Source organism: Arthrobacter crystallopoietes (genome assembly GCF_002849715.1).
GTDB lineage: Bacteria > Actinomycetota > Actinomycetes > Actinomycetales > Micrococcaceae > Crystallibacter > Crystallibacter crystallopoietes.
On sequence record NZ_CP018865.1, the window covers coordinates 1 to 17,271 of the forward strand.

Consider the following 17,271-nt stretch of genomic DNA (forward strand, 5'->3'; position numbering starts at 1 on the left):
ATTAGGGTGGGCACCGGGGTCAAGATAATCGGCTTATGCCATACCCTGCCGGGTGAGCCGGCCCGAGGAAGAGGGAAAGGTTGGATTCCATGAGTACGACGAGAGCGCAAAAGAAGATTACGGCCACTACGGTCGACGAAGCAGAGCGCAGCGATGCCAGCTGTTCGTCCCAGGCATGATCGGCCAACCGCGCGGCGGTCGAGAGCAACCGGGGCGTCGGCCAATTGGTAAAAGTCAGGCTTCCTTCCACAATAGGCAGCATGCTTAGCAAATGGGTTTCCCTGTGCGGAATCAGCGGAACAACGCGCTGATTTACCCCCAGCAGCTGGCAAAAGCCCTGCCGGCCGGCTGCTCTTACCCGTTGAAGTGGGTCGCGATGCTGCCGCCGCCGGAGAACTGTTCGATCAGATGACCGGCATCTTATCCCGCGTAGGGATGAGTGAGCCGGCGGTTGACGCGTCGCGGACGGAGGCGAAGCGTTCGGAGGACGTCAACGGCTGCAGGTTGCCGAAACATCCGCTACACCCCGCCGATATCGGGGACTGGAGGGCTTCATGAACGCCGCGGCGATGATGCAGGGTCCACGGTAACCGGGATCCGGAGACCGGCTTCGGGTGCCTCGCCCTTCAGCCTTGCGAGCAGCAGGTCCACCGCCAGATGTTCTGTGGGGCCCGGGACGACGGTCGCCAGCGGGGAGTTCCGTGTTCTGTCCAAGCTGCGGGTTCTCCACCGCGATGATTTCCAAATGCTCCGGCACGGCGATGCCCTTGAGCATCGCGGCACCCGAGACGCACCGTGCCTCCAGATCGGCCGTTGCAAAGAATGCTGTGGGCGGGTCCGGCAGTGCGAGCCAGCTCCAGCGCCTCGTGGCAGGCCCTCCGCCAGGACCCGGCCGAGGCGCGGACTAGTGTCTCGTCCAGCGTCGTGCCGGTCTGTTCCAGACCGGCACGGAAAAGGTCAAGCATGGTTCCGGGCTTCCCCGGGGAAGAGATTGCGTCATGGATCACCGCGATCCGTTTGTGCCGGCCCGCCAGATACGCCGCGGCGTCGGCAATGCCCGGCGCGGGGATCCACTGACAGGACATCGAAGCCCTCCGGTTCCATGAACTGCGAAACGACGACCTGGGCCACCCCGCGCTTGGCGAGGTCCAGAATGGTGCGTTTCTCGTCCTCGGTTTTGGTACTGAACCCCAAAATGGCGCCGTCCGCCCCACCGGAAAGCATGAAATTCCGCCATGCCTCCTGACCCAGCAGGATGACCACCCGGTAGCCGTGCGCGGGCAGCATGCGGTTCGCGGTCTGCGCTAGCGCCCGGTCCCACGGCGCATCCATGTTCTCGATGGCCACCGCTACCGTGTCGGTCTTGCCGCGCCGCATCCCGCGCGCCGCAATGCTGGCCACGTAGCCGAGCTCTTTGGCTGCGAGGAGAACTCGTTCCTTGGTAGGTTCGCTGATCCGGGTAGTCGAACCGCCGCTGCGCCCGGCCAGCACATATGACACTGTCGCCGGCGATACACCGGCCATGTTCGCGACGTCGCGGATGGTCGGCTTCGATAGTCTTCCCATGGGTAGTCTGCTTTCTCTTTTTCAGGTAATAGGCCCGGATCGCGTGACGGGCGCGGACTCGATGATGGTCAGCCGCGGGCGTCCCCGCCAGCGGTTCCCCCCGAATACGACATCATGTTCAACGCGTTGATGCCGACCGCGTGATCCCGAAATGACTGGACGCAATGATTCTGATGCTGGTGGACGGAATAGCGGTATCATCTTTTCCGCTATGGGTTGGCTGCTGTTCCACGGCCGGCCGCTGGAGCTTTCTGTCCGGGCCAGCGTTTGACGCTGAGGCTGTCGATCAGTTCCAGGAGCGAGATTCTCAGCCTGTGCTGATCGGGCAAAATCTCGTTTGTGAGGCGGTTTTCAGCTTCTCTGGCTTTGTGCAGCAGCCGGGCACCGCCAGGGCTGAGGAGAACATCCATGACCCGCCGGTCGTTGGCGCGCGGATTTCTTAGGAGTAGACCGTTGGATTCCATCCGCCGCAGGGTCGCTCCTAGTGTCTGGGGCTGAATGCGTAGATTCCGGGCCAGGTCATTCTGGCTCGCCGGACCGAAGCGGTACAGTTCAGCCAGCACCGTCAGCACAGTATGGGAGAGCCCGAGATCATTGAGTTCTTCATTGAATCTGTATTCGGTCAGGCGCGCCGCGGTCGATAACAGTCTCGCGGTGGACTGGTTGTGGAGGTCAGCCACGATATAGTTCCACAGAACTCAGGCAGTACGCCGCGGCACTGGCCTTCGAACCCGCGGCAGGCATGCGGTTACCGTACCGCCGGCCGGCACATGGCCTCCGCGGTGTAGTGTTCCCGCGGTTGCTCAACCTGCTGTTGCGGCTGCCGTCGGCAGGCGGCCACACCCGACCCACTATGCGGGGCATGGCCTTTCCAGCAGGCACGCCGAGCAGGGTCGCTATAGTGATCTCGTTGACGCAGATCACGGCGGGGGCAATGGCTTTCGTGACCGGATGCGGGCCGCTGCCGGCAGGTATTGCGCGCCCGGAAGAACCTTCTGTCTGCCCGGTTGCCGGGGCGTGCTTCCTCGAACCCGCATGATCGCCTGCGGGCAGTTTCATGTCGATGCCCAAAGTCCGGAATGATTGCCCGGCCCACTGCCCCTTCAGCAAAAAAAGCATGCGCCATGTCCCCTCGCAGTATGTGCGTTCGAGACGGCATCAGGCTGCTGAGTTTCCGAGGGTTCAATCAGCAAATCGGTAGCGCCCGTGACAGAGCATACGGTTAAAGGGGTTGATGTATCCGTGCCGGCAGGATCTTCCTTCATTCCCGGCAAAACCCCGTCCTGGTGCGGCCGTTCGGTGTGCCTGGTTTCCCAGGTCTCGCCATAGGGAACGTTCTCCGAGAGCTCGAGGGTGAAAAGCCCGGGTCCCCAGCGGGTTGCCAGAATTCCGGCAGTCCCCCGTTCCCGGGCGAGGACCATCAGGTCTTGCTCTGCCTTCTCAAGCTGCTCGAAAACTTCACCGGCGGAAGCCGTAATGAGGTAACGGCAACGACAATATGAATCGGCAGGCAATGCTTTCCTCCTTTGGCGTCGCGGAACGTTCATAACGGCGGCGGCTGAGATCGGATGCGGACTTCAGCCGCTGTCCTTTCGGGTTCTGGCGTAAGGCATCACGTACAGATACGGATGCCGGATCGGCGGTCTAATGCAAGGCTGCGTACGCGACGGCGCACAGTGTGGCAGCAGCAAGGACGGCAACTATCCCGTTGCGACAGCCCTCTGTTTCCGGAGCTCCATACGGCGCCACCTGCGGCGCCAGCGTCGAACATATTTCATTTCAGTTCCCCAACTATTTATTCGGATGGCCGACATTCTCCACGTTCAGGTAATGTCTCCGTGCCTGTCCTGCCGGTCACCGCCCGGCCCGTGGACGCAAAGTGTGGGCCGGCAGGAGCGCCGGCCGGCCACTGACCCGATTTCGGGGACCAGGATGTGACCGGGGTCGCGCTCCTGCCGCATCGCTCAGGGGCACGGCAAGCAGACCGAGCGATGCCGGGCATGCCGGCCACCGCTGGGCCGGCAGATCAACCCGCCACTATGGAATGTAGTGCTTGTCAACCCCCAAGCAGTAACAGGCACGCTTAAGTCATCAATCCTTTAACCGTGGTACTTCATAATCGCGATGGGGCGCGTGTTCACACATCCGGCATCCCGCGCTCCTGCCAGAGCGGCGATTCCATAGACCGGCGGATAAAACACGCCACTATTCCGCCCCTGAACGGCCCGGACCTGTCGAGGAGGGCAGGCCTGCGACAGGGACACTGCCCTGCCCTAAAGGCCCCTACTGCTCTCCCGCTTGCTTGTAATATTCAGTCAAACTCACAAGCCAGCTTCCGATCCTTTTCAGCATTGGGCTGAAGCCCGACGAGGATTCCTCGCCCGATCCGGACGGCGGGGCTCACCCCGTAGATAAAACCGATTCCTGAAGGAGATGCGCTCCGCCGAAACCGCCCGCCGGTTATTCAGGCACCGACGGCCGCTCGGGAACTGCCGGATCGAAACTGTTCCCGACTTATGCCGCCGCCTGGATGCCGGCGTGACCGGTGACCGGCGATGCCGTAAGCAACGAGCGGGAAACCACCTCTCCAGCGACCGCGGACATACTCCATAAAACGCGGCTGGTACAGCGTGTTCACCCCGGGAAGGTTGGGTACCCGCGTGGCCAGCGGCTGACGCACCCCGCTGCAGCGCGGTGCACCGGACGTGCGGCGGCGGGACGGAGTGGTACGGTCCGTGCCGAAAACCACCAGCCGGTGCCCGCAGAAGTCAAGGTTCCCCGAAACGCCGGCCAACAGGTGGTTTTGCTGCCGGCGGTTCATCAGCACAAGACCGCCGTCCCTGTCCAGGTCGGCCGGACCGACGCCCGCCCTGTTCACCAGGGTGTCCAAGGTTCGTCGACGAAGCCCGGCTGCGTCCCAGGGCGGAAACGAAGCGGTTCCGGCCGACCGTGCCAGCGGGGCAGGCTGCCACCGGTCGGAGCCGGAACCAAAATGGAGTCTATGGCAAAGCCAGGCACCACCCCGCCCCGCAGTTCCTGCCGAAACCGTGGACCGGCAGTGATGGCTGCCCGCTCCGGGGCTAGGGGTTCATCCTGCTGCTGCCCATCACAAGCAGCGATATGGTGCCCGCGAGGATAAACAAAATGACCGTCACTACCGGTTGAATTGAAGACCCGGGTTCGATCTCCGGTATCCCGGACGGGGAGGAATCCTGCTTGTTTCCTGCTCCGCCTTGCACTGCATCCTCCGCAGGGTCCAGGGCATCGGTCGGCGGGTGCTGTGCCGGCGTAAGCGCAGGCGTGGATTCACCGGCGTTCCGGGCAGCACCGGAATGGGTTTGCGTGTCGGTGAGGGGCACTGCTGGCTCGGCACCCAGCAGTGCCCCTGTTGCAGCAATGGCAATGACGGCGGTAAAGGCTGCCATCCATCTGAGAGGGGCCAGGCTGAACAGTTGCCCCCCTTTCGGATCTTTGCGGTGCCTGGGTTTACGGGCCAGCGAGGGTGCCGCGCCAGCACTCCCGGTTCCTCCCATAGTTCGGTCCTCTCCCAAATCTGTACCAATACAGCCGGCTTCATGTTGTATTCCTGTGCGCTGGCCGGACACCATGCGGAAATGCCATCAACCCGGCACGTGCTGCCAGGGTCTGAATCCGTTTCTTTCCGGGTAACAGGCCAGAGCTGTTCCGGCTCCTCCGGCGTGACCTATCCCCCGCGGACAATGCCGACAAACCCCACCGCATCCTGTCCCCGAACCGCGCGGGTCTTTCAAGGCAGGCTACCCCGTTGCCCGGACGGCTGTTCGTTCCTGCCACCCCGTCCGCGGAAGCTACACCGTCCGTTCCTGTCCGGTTCCTGTCCCTCCGGCGGTTCTCCCGGGTTGACAGCAGCCTTATAAACAGACGCTAATGAGTCATTTCGGTGTCACAAGAAGTGCACCGGCTTCGAGGTACCACACGGCGAATGTAACTCTTATTGCGCCACCCCGGCTCGTGCCGGCGGGCCATCGCTGGACCAGACCCGACATACGGGAGCGGATCTGGATACCGGCAATCCGCTCGCCACCGTACTTGCAGCCGCCTGAGGTGTTTCGATGCCAGACCGGCGTACTGCCCTCCACGGCATCGGCCACCGAAAATACACAAGATGGATCATCCAGAAATTGGAGAAGACATGCACAGGGAAAGTTCTGTTCCACCGCCAGCGGAGACCACTCGTTTCCCGGCGCTGGCTGACCCCCGCCGGACCGGCGGCCCTGCCGGGCCGGCTGCGCTGCAAGAGGAGATTCACGTCATGATTGGAACGCTGACGGCAGCGGTCCAGCGCTACGCACTGCAGCAGGCCGGCATTAGCAAAACCCCGAAGCAGGTGGCTGAGAACCTGGTCTCGCTGTCCTTCATGCAGACCGCCCTTGAAGATGTTGCAGCGACCATCACCGGCATGGGCCTGGCCATGGAGACGAACGATAATCCCGGCGCTACTGCCTTTTCCCCACGATGCCCGGCCGAAGTCCCTGATGGCCTCTGCGAAGATTCAGCACACTCCCGCCGGGCAGCCGCTCATGATCACGTATTGATAACTTCACCCCATGAATATTCACATCAGGGTTGACAGTTAGTAGGATCCAGTAGTCGGCCCCGCTTCCTCCCGTCAACAGGAAGCGGCTGCGGCCCCGGCGCGCATGCCCCCTTTGCACACCGTCATCCACTGGTGTGAACACGCGCCGGTCCGGACCTGGTTATTGCAACGGGAACGGAAACCGCCGGGTGCGTGACCAGGCAAAGCTTTCCCCAAAGCCCGCCGGCACGCGCCCGGCACTCTGACCGGCCTGCCGGCCTGCTCCGTCACCCGGGCAGATGAACAGGCCCGGACAGACCCAATCCGCGGTCAGGACGGCGGCTATACCACAACCGGGTCCACCGTCCGGTGGACCTCCAAGCAGGGACGGCCGGCAATTCGGCGCTTCCCGGGACACGAAACACAGTTGGGGAACTGAAAATGACCAAGGCACGCCACGTATACCGCAGACAACGGCTTCGGCCCCGTTTTAACCGGCGGAAACAACGGACAGCAGGCAACATTGCCGTCACCGTTCTGGGTGTTCTGGCAATCGGAGCCATCGCCTATGCCCGGCTCGCATAAAACCTTCCACTGTTCCGGTATGAGGGGCCCACCGCAGCGGCTGCGGGCCACGGACGGACGCGGGCTCTGGCAGCCCGGAAAATGGTCGAGACGTCACGGAAACCTTGTACCAGCTCTGTGCCCACGAGGGGAGCCGGCATGTTTATGCTGATGATTGCAGGGCTTATTCTCGTTATGGCCGGAGCAACCTTCGCGGTTCGGCATCCTCGTGCAGCCAGGGAATCATTTTCCCAAACCCGCAAGCTCCATCTCGCGGGTTTGGTTACCGGGGCCGTTTTGATCGCCCTCTATTCGGCTTCTGTCTCTACAAATCTATAATGACAAGCACAACGGGCCCGGGAATGACCGCCTATCCAACCGGATTAAGATCCTGAGCTGGAAGCGTCCGGGAATGACTTGTGGAGTTCCGAACGCCCCCAGTACTCGCGTCAGTGCTGGCTGCGCTGGCCAGGTCGCCGATCGGGCCGCTACAGCGATGAGTATGGCGAATAACGTCCACCGGCTCACCCCGACGTAAAACTCTGGCTGTTGAGACTGATACTGCCGACCGAAGAAGACAGGTCCTTTCCGATGAGTGTCCTGACGAACCCACCTGCCAAGGCATAGTGGATAAAGGCACAATCACGGGCTCCAGCGCTGACTCTGCTATGCAATGCCGATAACAGCCGGATTCGGCCGATCGCAAGAACTCTACGACCTCGCTGATCGCTACCGCGGCGATCCTCTGAAGCATGAAGTTCGTCCTTGGCAAGGGGATTAGATGGGCGTGCCCGATAGGCTTGCTGTATGGATACAGGCCAGTCCAGCCTCCAGGCAGTCGTGCAACGACGTGGAACGGCGCTTGTCGTCGCGTCCCTTGGCAGTGCAGTGCTCGGCCTGCTGGCTTCTTGGCCGTACAAGGAGGAAACCGGGAACTGGGTCCTGCAGGCCCAGGGGCAAGACCTCGGCAACCTTGTGGCGGTCGTTGCTCTCATCGTGGGGGCGGTCAGGATGCGCGCCGGTTCCCTTAAAGCGGTGCAGCTCTGGGCCGGCACGTTGTTCTATGTGTTGCATGCCTACATCGTGTATTCCTTTGCCGTGCACTTCGGCCGCCTGTTCCTCGTGTACGTTGCAATTCTCGGGCTTGTCTTCTACACCCTGATCGCTGCGCTCCCTACCCGCGCACGTCCGGCGGCATATCCACGCGGCGCAGTCCGGGTGTTCGCCGCGTGGGTCCTGATCGGCACCGGCGCGCTCTTCGCCCTGCTGTGGTTGAGCGAACCGATTCCAGCCACCGTTTCCGGGCAGGCCCCACCGAGCCAGCAAGCAGCTGGGCTGATCGTGAACCCCATCCACGTCATCGACCTGTCCGTGGTCCTGCCAGGCATGATCACCATCGGGATTCTCGCCCTGCGCGGGAACCGGACGGGGTTGTTCCTGACCGTACCGGCACTGGTCTTCTGCGTGCTGATGGGATCAAGCATCATCGCCGCGATGCTGCTGATCGTCATGAGCGGGGATACGAGCGGATTGGCCCCGATGGTGATGGTTTCCGTGGTTGTCGACACCAGCCTCGCAGCAGCCCTCGCCTACGTGCGCCGGCTTACCGGGCCCCTCAATCACCCGCACGCCTCAATACATAGGATAGGCGGCTAAGAGGGACAACCAACTTCTTGGAGGGTGCGGAAGGGCGCACTCCACTTCGGGAAACCCGTCTCCGGCATCTGCCCGAAAGCCGCCGTTCAGCGGTCCCGGCTGCACCGGGATTGGCTCAAAAATGCCTCAAGACGAGTGCTTCGCCCTGCCCGCCGGCCAGCCCGGCCATAGTGTCGAGATCCGGTGCCGTTCTGCCACTCCACCGGACCTCGCATCAGGGCGGCGCCGATCCGGATAGCCTCGCCCAGGTTTCCCGCCGCCCGGATACCCCGCTGTCCGACCCCAACGTGCCGGCCAGATAAGACAGAACCAGCCGGTGGCTGCCCTCGGACGTCTGTCGGGGCCTTTGCTAGCCGGGAATGTTCCGCGGGTCCCTGCCGTAACTGTTGCGCTCACCGATCTGCCCGTTCTGGTTCTTGATGATGTGCTCAACCTGTTCGATCCGGGCTGCGTCACGCCCGAGCTCAACGGCGGCTTCCTTTGTTTTAGCGACGGCGAAAGGTTCGTCCTCGCCCTGCCGGCGGTTCTTCCACTCATCGTCTTCCCAGTACGTCTCGATCGCGGGGTTGGTCACCGTGTCCTCCTTCGGGTCAAAAATGCTGGCACTGCCACGTTACCCAGATCGCCTGTCATTGTGATGAAAGCCGGCAGGATGGGCTCCGGCAGGCCCGAATGACGAAATGCCGCCGGTCCCCGTCATGTCCTGCCCGATTGATTTCCGTGGCAAAGCCGCATACGACCGGTCGCTCACATGACCTGATGTTTATGTAGCTTCGTCGAAGCGCTGATGGAAGACCGGTTCAAGGAAGTCCGCGCCGCTGTCCAGGCGATGACCGACGAGTCCTTCGCTGGATGAGGCGCATCTGCCGCAATACCGGTCTCGGGCTCGTTGCCGGTCCGGTCTCCGGGATACGCATCGCCAATCCTGCCTACGGCCCGACCGCTCCCCCGGAGCGGGCCGACGGCAACCGCGCACACTGGAGCCGCTGGGACACCCCGGGCCGGACCCTTTACATTGCTTCAAACCGGGAAACGGCATTCCGGGAGTGTCTGGCCTGGGCACGAATGACCAGCGAGCACCAAGGGCACATCGGGAAGCTGACCGCATTATTCGGCGAGACACCCGAGCAGATCATGCGTGACATCGACGGGGACTGGCAGTGACTGAGGCACATGCAGCCGGGCCGCCTACCCGCTACATGGCGCGACGGGCACCTGGTCTACCCAATCCGGATAGCGGAAGCTTCGGGCTGGTGGATCGATGCCCATGCCCAAGAGACGCTCGATGCCTTGTCAATCTCCGTCGGCTCGCAGCTCGCGTCCCTCACCGGGCGGCACGTCGGCTACGCCGGTATTTGTTGTCGCCCTGCCCAAGGAGTCTGCGCTTGATTTGCATAGACACCGGGGCTCTCTAACAAAAGCAAAGATATTCAAGAAACTTTGATGTCATCTAAGAAAGTTGTTGCACATCTATGATTTGTGCCACTAGCATCAATACGACGTGATTTACGTCGCACCGATCGCTAGTAGGAGAATCCAGAGATGCACATCGAAATTGCCGGAGCAGGCCTGGCGGGCCTGACGGCTGCCGCTGCCTTCGCTAAAGCAGGAGCCTCGGTCCGGGTCCATGAGAAGGGATCCGAGCTCCGCGAGATCGGGGCCGGAATTTACCTGTGGGAAAACGGGCTGCGCGCCTTGGAGTCCGTGGGCGCATACGATGAAGTCGCCGGCAGGGCCGAGAAGGTCGAGGTTCCGTTCCTTCGGGACCATGACGGGCGCACCTTGCAGGAAGAGTGGCTGCGCAACCACCGCCTCTACACCGTAGGACGCCGCCACCTCCATCAAAGCCTGGTCAACGCTGCCCGCCGTAACGGCGCCGAACTCATCACCGACTCCCCGGTTGTCAAAGCCTCCCCCAGCGGGACACTGACTCTGGCCGACGGCACGGAAAACCGCGCCGACCTGGTCATTGGCGCAGACGGTGTCTTCTCCAAGGTCCGCGATTCGCTCGGGCTGCGGAAAAAGCTGGTCGACCTGCGCGACGGCGGCGGACGGCACCTGATTCCCCGTACCGGCGATGACCCGGTCAACCAAACCATTGAGCAGTGGAACGGCGGGCGCCGCATCGGCATCATTCCCTGCTCGCCGGACGAGACGTACATCTTCCTCTGCTGTCCCGCCAACGACCATGAAGGCCGGAATCAGCAGCCGTTCCACCCGGCTTCCTGGATCGAAAGCTTCCCGGAGTTCAGGTCGCAGCTGGAGCGCATTCCCGCCAACACTGAGGGCCGCTGGGCTCCGTTCCACGACGTGCATGTCGATAAGTGGTACAACGGACGCGCTGCCATCGTGGGAGACGCGGCCCACGCCATGTCACCCAACCTGGGACAGGCTGCGTGCGTTGCGATGACCAACGCCGTGGCACTGGCCATCGCGGTGACCAACAGCAGCAACCCCGAGTTCGCCCTGAAGTCATGGGAAAGTGCCCAGCGGGAAATGAGCGACGGAGTCCAGCAGTACTCCCGCATCTACGGAAAGATCGGTACGGCCTGGCCGAAGGATTTGCTCAACGTCCGTTCCGCCTTGGTGAAAAAGTTCACCGGATCGCGCCGCGTGCAGGCCACCATCAACTTCGCCGCCGAGAGCTTTCCTTCCGGCGAGATCCGCCCGGTCCGCCCCGATGTTGACCGGCTCGCCCAAGAACTGCTGGCATGAACGGCCGGATGCGTAAACTCGTGGCTCTGGCGCCGGCAGCAGGGATGTTGCTGGTTGCCGGATGCGCACCGGTGGAAATCGCGGCTGAGCCGGTAACCGGTGCGTCGTGGAAAGTGCCCGCTCTGCTGACGGACTGCGATGCCCCTGACATTGAAGCTGCCGGCTGCATGGGCCCGAACGCCCCCGGCTCGTATGAGTCCCTGGACAGGAACAGCGTGGACGAGGACTGGCGTATCTGTTCGGTGTTGCCGCATCTGAAGGACCAGACGTGGATCGGCATGAACTACGGGCAGGTCAACCAGGCACAGCAACTGGACGTCTCCCTCACGACGACGGACGCAGGAGGCTATGAGAACCTCGCCGACCAGGTGACCCAGGTGGAAGACTGCATCAGCTCGGGCGCAGACGCCATCCTGCTCAGCGCCGTCAGCAACGAGTCGCTGAATCCGGCGATCGCCGCCGCGAAGCGGCAGGGAATCAAGGTCATCGACGTCGGCAACGGCGTCTCATCCACCGAGGTGGACGCCCGGGTCCTTCAGGACTACTACGACATGGGCAAGCTCATCGGCGACCATATGGCCACGCTCGATGAGCCAATGAAGGTCGCCCTCCTCCCGGGTCCCGCCGGAGCGGGATGGACCGAACGGACCAGGCTGGGCTTCGAAGCCGCCACGAAGGACTCCGGCATCGCTGTAGCGGACATCAAGTATGGCGACACCGGCAAGGAGGTCCAGCTCAAGCTGGTAGAAGATGTCTTGTCCGCCAATCCGGAGATCGATGCGATCGTGGGCACCGCAATCACCATGGAAGTAGCCGCAACCGTGTTGGCGGAACAGGGAAAAACCGGCGACGTGCGCCTCTACGGCACATATGTCACACCGCAGTCGGTGGAGCTGATCGACAAGGGCCGGGCGAATTGCGCCCCGTCGGAGCAATCGAGCCGGATCGGGAAAATGTCGGTGGACCTGGCCGTCCGCGTCCTTCAGGACATCCCGTTGAACCCTGACATTGAACGGTACGCCCCCGAACCGCTGGTCATCTGCGGTCCCCGCGAGGACGGATACCAGAACATCGAGTCATTTGACGCCACCGGAAGTTTCGCTCCGGAGGGCTGGGACCCGGTGTTCGATGTGAAAGGAAGCAGCAAATGAGCGCAACGTTTGCCCTCCAAGGCAACGTCATCACCATGACGGCGGCCCCGGGAACGACGGTGGTTTACGTGGAAAACGGCCGGATCGCGGGGACCGGAGACAATTCCTACGCGGAACAGTTGCGCCGCGACGGAGTGCCCGTACACGACATGGGCCAGCGGGCCATCATGCCCGGTTTCATAGATCCACACGTCCACTTCTCGCAGTACGCCGCAGGCACCCACCGTGGCATCGACTGCCGGGTGCCCGCCTGCAAGACCATTGCCGACGTCCTGGACGCCCTGGCCACCGGCCTGAAGGCAGGGCGGACCGTCGGCGACTGGCTGATCGGCTATGGCAACCTGTTCTTCGACCAGAAACTGGCGGAGCACCGCCTGCCCACCAGAGAGGAACTGGACTCGGTCAGCCGGGCCACACCGATCGTGCTGCACTGCGGCGGACACGTCTCGGTGCTCAACAGTGCCGCCCTCGAGATCGCCCAGGTCGAGCAGTACATGAACGGCAGCGAGGGCCTCTGGGGCAGCCCGGTCGTGCATCTGGACGACCGCGGCCGGCCCACCGGTGTCGTCGCGGAAATCGACGGTCTGCTGCCCATCCCGGCCAGCAGCCGCGGCGAACTGTCCCGGTTCTATGCGGACACTTTCCGCACCGATTTCCTGGCCAACGGCGTGACCACCATCGGTGAAATGGCCGAAACCGGCCGCGACATCGAGATCCTGGATGAAGCCGTCAGCAACGGCGACATCGCAGGCCGTATCGCGTTCTACGCCATGGCACCGTCATATCTACCCGTGGCCGATGCCTGCCACTGGGTCGCCGACTACACATCCCGCAGCGGTCCGGACAAAGTATGGGCCCGCGGCGTTAAAGTGTTTGCCGACGGAGGCTACTCGGCGCGGAACGCCGCAAGCCTGTCCGAATACACCCGCGACCACAGCCCGCACCGCGGGTACCGCGGCAAGCTGAACCTGTCGAGGCCGGCCCTGATGGACGCCATCGGAACGGCCCGGCTGAAGAATGTCCAGGTTGCCATTCATACGAACGGGACCAGGGCACAGCGTGAAGCACTTGAAGCGATCCTGGCCCTGGGCAAACCCCACGAATACGCGCCCATCCGGATCGAGCACCTGGGCAACGTCCTGGCCGACGCCGCAGACATCGCCATCTGGCGCGCTGCCAACGTCATCCCCGTGATGCAGCCCGGGTTCCTGCACAACTTCATCGGCGACTACCTGCCGATGCTGTTCCCCGACACCGGCACGGCCGGCCGGCTACCCGTGAACACCGTGCTGAACGAAGGCGTTACCCCGGTATTCAGCTCGGACATCACCCTCGGCGGCGAGCAGGGGGCTACCAACCCGCTGCAGACCATCGCGTCCGCCGTATCGCGCCGCAGCTACTGGGGACACCACATTGAACCGGAGGAAGCGATCTCCGTAGCCCAGGCGCTGCGGCTGCACACCATCGAGGCAGCCAGGGTGCTGGGCATCGACCATCTGACCGGTTCCCTGGAGACAGGCAAGGCGGCCGACATCACCGTTCTGGACAGGGACCCCAGGACGGCGTCCGGGGACGAACTGACAAGCATCCGGGTGCACCGCACCTATGTGGACGGTGCCCCGGTATATGAAAGCGGGGTCCGGTCATGAATGCGTTGATCGACATCAGCAACGTCAGCAAAACGTTTCCCGGCGTCACGGCGCTCAGCGGTGTCTCATTCGACATACGCCCCGGTGAAATCCATGCCCTCATGGGCGAAAACGGGGCCGGAAAATCGACCCTGATCAAGATCCTGGCAGGAGCCCAGAAGCAGTCCGCCGGAACCATCCGGCTCAACGGCACGGAAATCGATTTCGCCAGGCCGCAGGATGCCGAAGACGCCGGGATCCGCACCGTCTTCCAAGAGCTGAATGTTGTGCCGCAGCTCTCGGTGGCGGAGAACATCTGTCTGGGCGCCATTCCGGGCCGAACCGGGTTCATCAGCCGAAAGCAGATGCTGCGGCAGGCACGGGAGAGCCTGGCGGCCTTGGGCGCTTATCTGCCCCTGGACGCCAGGGCCGGTACTTTGCCCCGCTCCTCGCAGCAACTGATCGAGATCTCCCGGGCGCTGATGGGAGACGCCAAGCTGCTCATTCTTGACGAACCAACGGCGTCGTTGGGCGAGCAGGAGAGCCGGCGGCTGCTGCAGATCGTCAAGGACCTGGCCGGACGCGGAGTGGCAATCCTGTACATCACGCACCGCATGCACGAGGTGATGGCGATCGCCGATCGGGTCACCGTCCTCCGGGACGGTCAGTTCATCGAGACGCTGCAGGCGCCCTTAGAGGAATCCGTGGTGGTCGAGCGCATGATCGGCCGGCCCGCGTCGTCGTTGTACCAGCATTCGATGCGCAGTCCCGGGTCGGAGCTGCTGAGCCTGCATGAGCTGACGACCGCCACGCTCCGCCAGGTTTCGCTAACGCTACGGGCCGGGGAAGTCGTCGGTATCGCTGGCCTGCTCGGATCCGGAAAGTCCGAGATCGGCCGTGCCTGCTTCGGCCTGGACAAGGTCCTGGGCGGGCAGATCGTGCTGGACGGCCGGCAGGTGGTTACGCCGGTTCCGGCCGGCATGCTGGCGCAGGGCCTGGTCTACTACCCATCCGACCGGCGCACCGAAGGCCTGGTCATGGGCCGGCCGCTGCTGGAGGCAATGACCATGGGCTCGCACCAGGCCGCAGGTCTCAGGCGGTTTGGCTTCCTCAGAAGGGCCGAAGAGTCGCGCCGGGCCACCAGCATCGGCGAAGCACTCGACCTCCGTCCGATGCTGCTGAACCGCAAAGCCGGCGCCTTCTCCGGCGGCAACCAGCAGAAGGCGGTCCTGGCCAGGGGGCAGCTCCACGCAGCCAAGGTCCATATCTTCGATGAGCCGACCGTCGGAATTGATGTCGGGGCCAAGGCCGACGTCTACCGGTTGATCGACAACTACGCCGAAGCCGGCCACGGGGTGCTGGTCATCTCGTCCGACCTCACTGAAATCATCGGCATCAGCGACCGTGTCTATGTCATGCACGAAGGAAGCGTCTCGGCCCACCTGACCGGAGCCGAGATCACCGAAGAAGCCATCGCACATGCCTTCTTCGCCCACGCCGCGGCGTGACCTATCCCTATCTGTTTTCCATCAAGGAGAAACATTGACCACCATCATCCGCCCTGAACGGGCATCTGCACCGCGGCAGAGCAACGTTCAGTTCCTGCTGACCGTGGGGCTGCTGCCCTGCCTGCTCATCCTGATGTTTTTGGGTTTCACCATTATGGAGCCACGGTTCCTCGACGGCGCGAACCTGATGAACATCGCCCGCCAATCCGTCTTCCTGCTGCTCATCGCCATGGGCCAGATGATCGTCCTGATCAACGCACAATTGGATCTGTCCGTCGGCGCCACCGTCGCCCTGACCAGTGTGATCGTAGCCATGGCCACCGCCGCGACGGCGGACGGTCCCGGCTCAGTGCTGGTCGGCATCGCCGTCGGCCTCGTCGTCGGCGGCGCTGTCGGCCTGCTGAACGGCCTCATAGTGGCCTACCTGAAAGTCCCCTCATTCATGGCCACGCTCGGCTCCACCTCGGTGCTGACCGGATTGGCCCTGATCATCTCCAAGGGCGCCCCGATCGTCGGGGTGCCACTGACCTTCACCGATGCCCTGGCTACTTCCTCCGTCCTCGGAATCCCGGTGCCAGTCCTCGTCGGCATCACCCTGTCCATTGGCGTCGGTGTCTTCATGTCACGGATGCACGCGGGACGCAACATGTACGCCGTCGGCGGCAACCGCGCGGCCGCCCTGGTCGCCGGCGTCAACGTTAAGCGCACCATCATCCTGGCCTTCGTCATGTGCTCGATGCTCGCTGCTCTCGCCGGTATCCTGCTCACAGCCCGCGTCGGCTCCGGCGAAGCATCGCTCGGTGCCAGTTACGTCATGCTTTCCATCGCGGCAGCCGTCCTCGGCGGCACCTCGCTCTTCGGCGGCGAAGGCGTCTTATGGCGGGTGGTCCTCGGTGTGGTTTTCCTGGGCGTGCTCAGCAACGGCATGAACCTGCTGCATGTTTCCAGCTACGTCCAGGAACTCGTGATCGGTGCCGTCCTGATTGCCGCGGTGGCGGTCGAGCGGTTCAGGGAGACCACGTGAAATAAGCCCTGATAGTCTCAGTTGTCGGCCAAGGATCGGCTGCAGGCACCATTGGAAACATCGGCTCTGCCAGAAGGACGGGAACCGGACATGCGGGAGAACGAAACGGAGACGCGGGAAGAATCCCCCGACGCCGCCTCTATCTCCCCCGGCCCGCGGATCCGCCGGATCCGGCGGTCTTTGGACATGACCCTGCAGGACATGGCCGAAAAGACCGGGCTCTCCGAAGGATTCCTTTCCCAGGCGGAGCGCCGGAAGGCGAACCTGTCGTTCTCCTCGCTCATGCGCATCGCCGGCGCCCTCAACGTTCCGATGTCCGCACTCCTGGCAGAGGAAAGCGGGGAACCGGAACCCCGGAAACCGCTCCGGCAGGTCCTGGTCGACCACCCTTCCGGTCTCTACCGCGACAGGTTCGTCACCCCGCCTGATGCCAAAACCCTCCAAGTTATCGAGGCAGTGCTCGAACCGGGCGAGGGATCACGCGTGGCACCCTACGCCCACTCCGGCGAAGAGGAATGCCTGTTGGTGCTGGAGGGCCATTTGGAACTGCAGTCCGGCCAAGTGGTGCACCAACTCCATGCCGGCGAATCAGCCCTGATCGACCCCGGCACCCCGCACTCCTACCGCAATCCCGGCCGAGCCGCTGCCCGGTGGCTCTGGATCTCCGCCCTGCCGGGCCACGAGCACTAGGCACCACGGCAAGGAGCCGTGTACAGCTGCATGGGTCCACGTCCAGCTGTACACGGCTCCCGCGTACCGGGATTGAAGGCGCCGCTTGAGCGATGCCAGGCAGAGGCAGCACCCGAGCGCTTCCCTTGCGGCCTGGATCGCGTCTTCCCGATGCGCTCCCGCCAAAGGCCGGACCGTCACCCAGATGCATTACGCCCCGGGGCCGAGTGTTGCA

Annotated in this window: 15 protein-coding genes and 1 pseudogene; 9 read left to right on the top strand and 7 right to left on the bottom strand. The window is 63.3% G+C overall.

Going from position 1 to position 17,271, the window contains the following annotated elements; all coding sequences use genetic code 11:
* Positions 1–552: 552 nt before the first annotated feature.
* From AC20117_RS24005 to AC20117_RS22035, 6 genes and pseudogenes are all read right to left on the bottom strand, one after another.
* A complete protein-coding gene (locus tag AC20117_RS24005) occupies positions 553–714 on the bottom strand; it encodes a hypothetical protein (protein ID WP_236777671.1) in 162 nt (53 codons plus the stop codon).
* 49 nt (positions 715–763) lie between these two features.
* A pseudogene (locus AC20117_RS24420) lies at positions 764–844 on the bottom strand (hypothetical protein); the annotation flags it as partial.
* A gap of 152 nt (positions 845–996) precedes the next feature.
* Positions 997–1,566, bottom strand: coding sequence for a LacI family DNA-binding transcriptional regulator (locus AC20117_RS24015; RefSeq protein ID WP_236777673.1), 570 nt, complete (start codon positions 1,564–1,566; stop codon positions 997–999).
* A 209-nt stretch (positions 1,567–1,775) separates the two neighbouring features.
* The gene (locus AC20117_RS22020) at positions 1,776–2,246 is read right to left on the bottom strand and encodes a MarR family winged helix-turn-helix transcriptional regulator (RefSeq protein WP_074703543.1); all 471 of its coding nucleotides are present in this window, start codon (positions 2,244–2,246) and stop codon (positions 1,776–1,778) included.
* Positions 2,247–2,669: 423 nt separating this feature from the next.
* The gene (locus AC20117_RS22025; RefSeq protein WP_101632771.1) at positions 2,670–3,080 is read right to left on the bottom strand and encodes a hypothetical protein; all 411 of its coding nucleotides are present in this window, start codon (positions 3,078–3,080) and stop codon (positions 2,670–2,672) included.
* A gap of 1,566 nt (positions 3,081–4,646) precedes the next feature.
* Positions 4,647–4,991, bottom strand: a complete 345-nt coding sequence (locus tag AC20117_RS22035; protein WP_074703545.1) for a hypothetical protein — start codon at positions 4,989–4,991, stop codon at positions 4,647–4,649.
* An 866-nt stretch (positions 4,992–5,857) separates the two neighbouring features.
* Between AC20117_RS22035 and AC20117_RS22040 the strand changes: the two genes are divergently transcribed.
* Both AC20117_RS22040 and AC20117_RS22045 read left to right on the top strand, forming a co-directional pair.
* A complete protein-coding gene (locus AC20117_RS22040; RefSeq protein WP_074703546.1) occupies positions 5,858–6,175 on the top strand; it encodes a hypothetical protein in 318 nt (105 codons plus the stop codon).
* Between the two features lie 1,317 nt (positions 6,176–7,492).
* A complete protein-coding gene (locus tag AC20117_RS22045) occupies positions 7,493–8,341 on the top strand; it encodes a hypothetical protein (RefSeq protein ID WP_139186850.1) in 849 nt (282 codons plus the stop codon).
* Positions 8,342–8,690: 349 nt separating this feature from the next.
* Here AC20117_RS22045 and AC20117_RS22050 read toward each other — a convergent pair whose 3' ends face one another.
* Positions 8,691–8,915, bottom strand: coding sequence for a DUF2188 domain-containing protein (locus AC20117_RS22050; protein WP_074703548.1), 225 nt, complete (start codon positions 8,913–8,915; stop codon positions 8,691–8,693).
* 278 nt (positions 8,916–9,193) lie between these two features.
* Between AC20117_RS22050 and AC20117_RS22055 the strand changes: the two genes are divergently transcribed.
* From AC20117_RS22055 to AC20117_RS22085, 7 genes are all read left to right on the top strand, one after another.
* Positions 9,194–9,505: an RES family NAD+ phosphorylase gene (locus AC20117_RS22055; protein ID WP_074703549.1), complete on the top strand. Its 312-nt coding sequence runs from the start codon at positions 9,194–9,196 to the stop codon at positions 9,503–9,505.
* Between the two features lie 378 nt (positions 9,506–9,883).
* On the top strand, positions 9,884–11,056 hold the full coding sequence (locus tag AC20117_RS22060) for an FAD-dependent monooxygenase (protein WP_074703550.1): 1,173 nt from the start codon (positions 9,884–9,886) through the stop codon (positions 11,054–11,056).
* 8 nt (positions 11,057–11,064) lie between these two features.
* The gene (gene torT, locus AC20117_RS22065) at positions 11,065–12,207 is read left to right on the top strand and encodes a TMAO reductase system periplasmic protein TorT (RefSeq protein WP_236777659.1); all 1,143 of its coding nucleotides are present in this window, start codon (positions 11,065–11,067) and stop codon (positions 12,205–12,207) included.
* Positions 12,204–13,856 (top strand): amidohydrolase, encoded by a 1,653-nt coding sequence (locus AC20117_RS22070; RefSeq protein ID WP_074703552.1) that lies wholly within the window; start codon positions 12,204–12,206, stop codon positions 13,854–13,856. Before torT ends, AC20117_RS22070 begins: the two co-directional genes overlap by 4 nt.
* Positions 13,853–15,343, top strand: a complete 1,491-nt coding sequence (locus AC20117_RS22075; protein WP_074703553.1) for a sugar ABC transporter ATP-binding protein — start codon at positions 13,853–13,855, stop codon at positions 15,341–15,343. The genes AC20117_RS22070 and AC20117_RS22075 overlap by 4 nt, the downstream gene beginning before the upstream one ends.
* Positions 15,344–15,377: 34 nt before the next feature.
* Positions 15,378–16,367: an ABC transporter permease gene (locus AC20117_RS22080; protein ID WP_083340047.1), complete on the top strand. Its 990-nt coding sequence runs from the start codon at positions 15,378–15,380 to the stop codon at positions 16,365–16,367.
* A gap of 90 nt (positions 16,368–16,457) precedes the next feature.
* Complete coding sequence (locus AC20117_RS22085; RefSeq protein WP_074703554.1) at positions 16,458–17,057, top strand: type II toxin-antitoxin system RelB family anti-toxin; 600 nt, start codon at positions 16,458–16,460, stop codon at positions 17,055–17,057.
* Positions 17,058–17,271 lie beyond the last annotated feature (214 nt).

What these genes read in the sequence shown, in the direction of transcription:
- AC20117_RS22085 (WP_074703554.1), top strand. Translation starts at nt 16,458, where the DNA reads ATGCGGGAGAACGAAACGGAGACGCGGGAAGAATCCCCCGACGCCGCC.
- AC20117_RS22055 (WP_074703549.1), top strand. Translation starts at nt 9,194, where the DNA reads ATGAGGCGCATCTGCCGCAATACCGGTCTCGGGCTCGTTGCCGGTCCG.
- AC20117_RS22040 (WP_074703546.1), top strand. Translation starts at nt 5,858, where the DNA reads ATGATTGGAACGCTGACGGCAGCGGTCCAGCGCTACGCACTGCAGCAG.
- AC20117_RS22045 (WP_139186850.1), top strand. Translation starts at nt 7,493, where the DNA reads ATGGATACAGGCCAGTCCAGCCTCCAGGCAGTCGTGCAACGACGTGGA.
- AC20117_RS22070 (WP_074703552.1), top strand. Translation starts at nt 12,204, where the DNA reads ATGAGCGCAACGTTTGCCCTCCAAGGCAACGTCATCACCATGACGGCG.
- torT (WP_236777659.1), top strand. Translation starts at nt 11,065, where the DNA reads ATGCGTAAACTCGTGGCTCTGGCGCCGGCAGCAGGGATGTTGCTGGTT.
- AC20117_RS24015 (WP_236777673.1), bottom strand. Translation starts at nt 1,566, where the DNA reads ATGGGAAGACTATCGAAGCCGACCATCCGCGACGTCGCGAACATGGCC.
- AC20117_RS22060 (WP_074703550.1), top strand. Translation starts at nt 9,884, where the DNA reads ATGCACATCGAAATTGCCGGAGCAGGCCTGGCGGGCCTGACGGCTGCC.
- AC20117_RS22075 (WP_074703553.1), top strand. Translation starts at nt 13,853, where the DNA reads ATGAATGCGTTGATCGACATCAGCAACGTCAGCAAAACGTTTCCCGGC.
- AC20117_RS22035 (WP_074703545.1), bottom strand. Translation starts at nt 4,991, where the DNA reads ATGGCAGCCTTTACCGCCGTCATTGCCATTGCTGCAACAGGGGCACTG.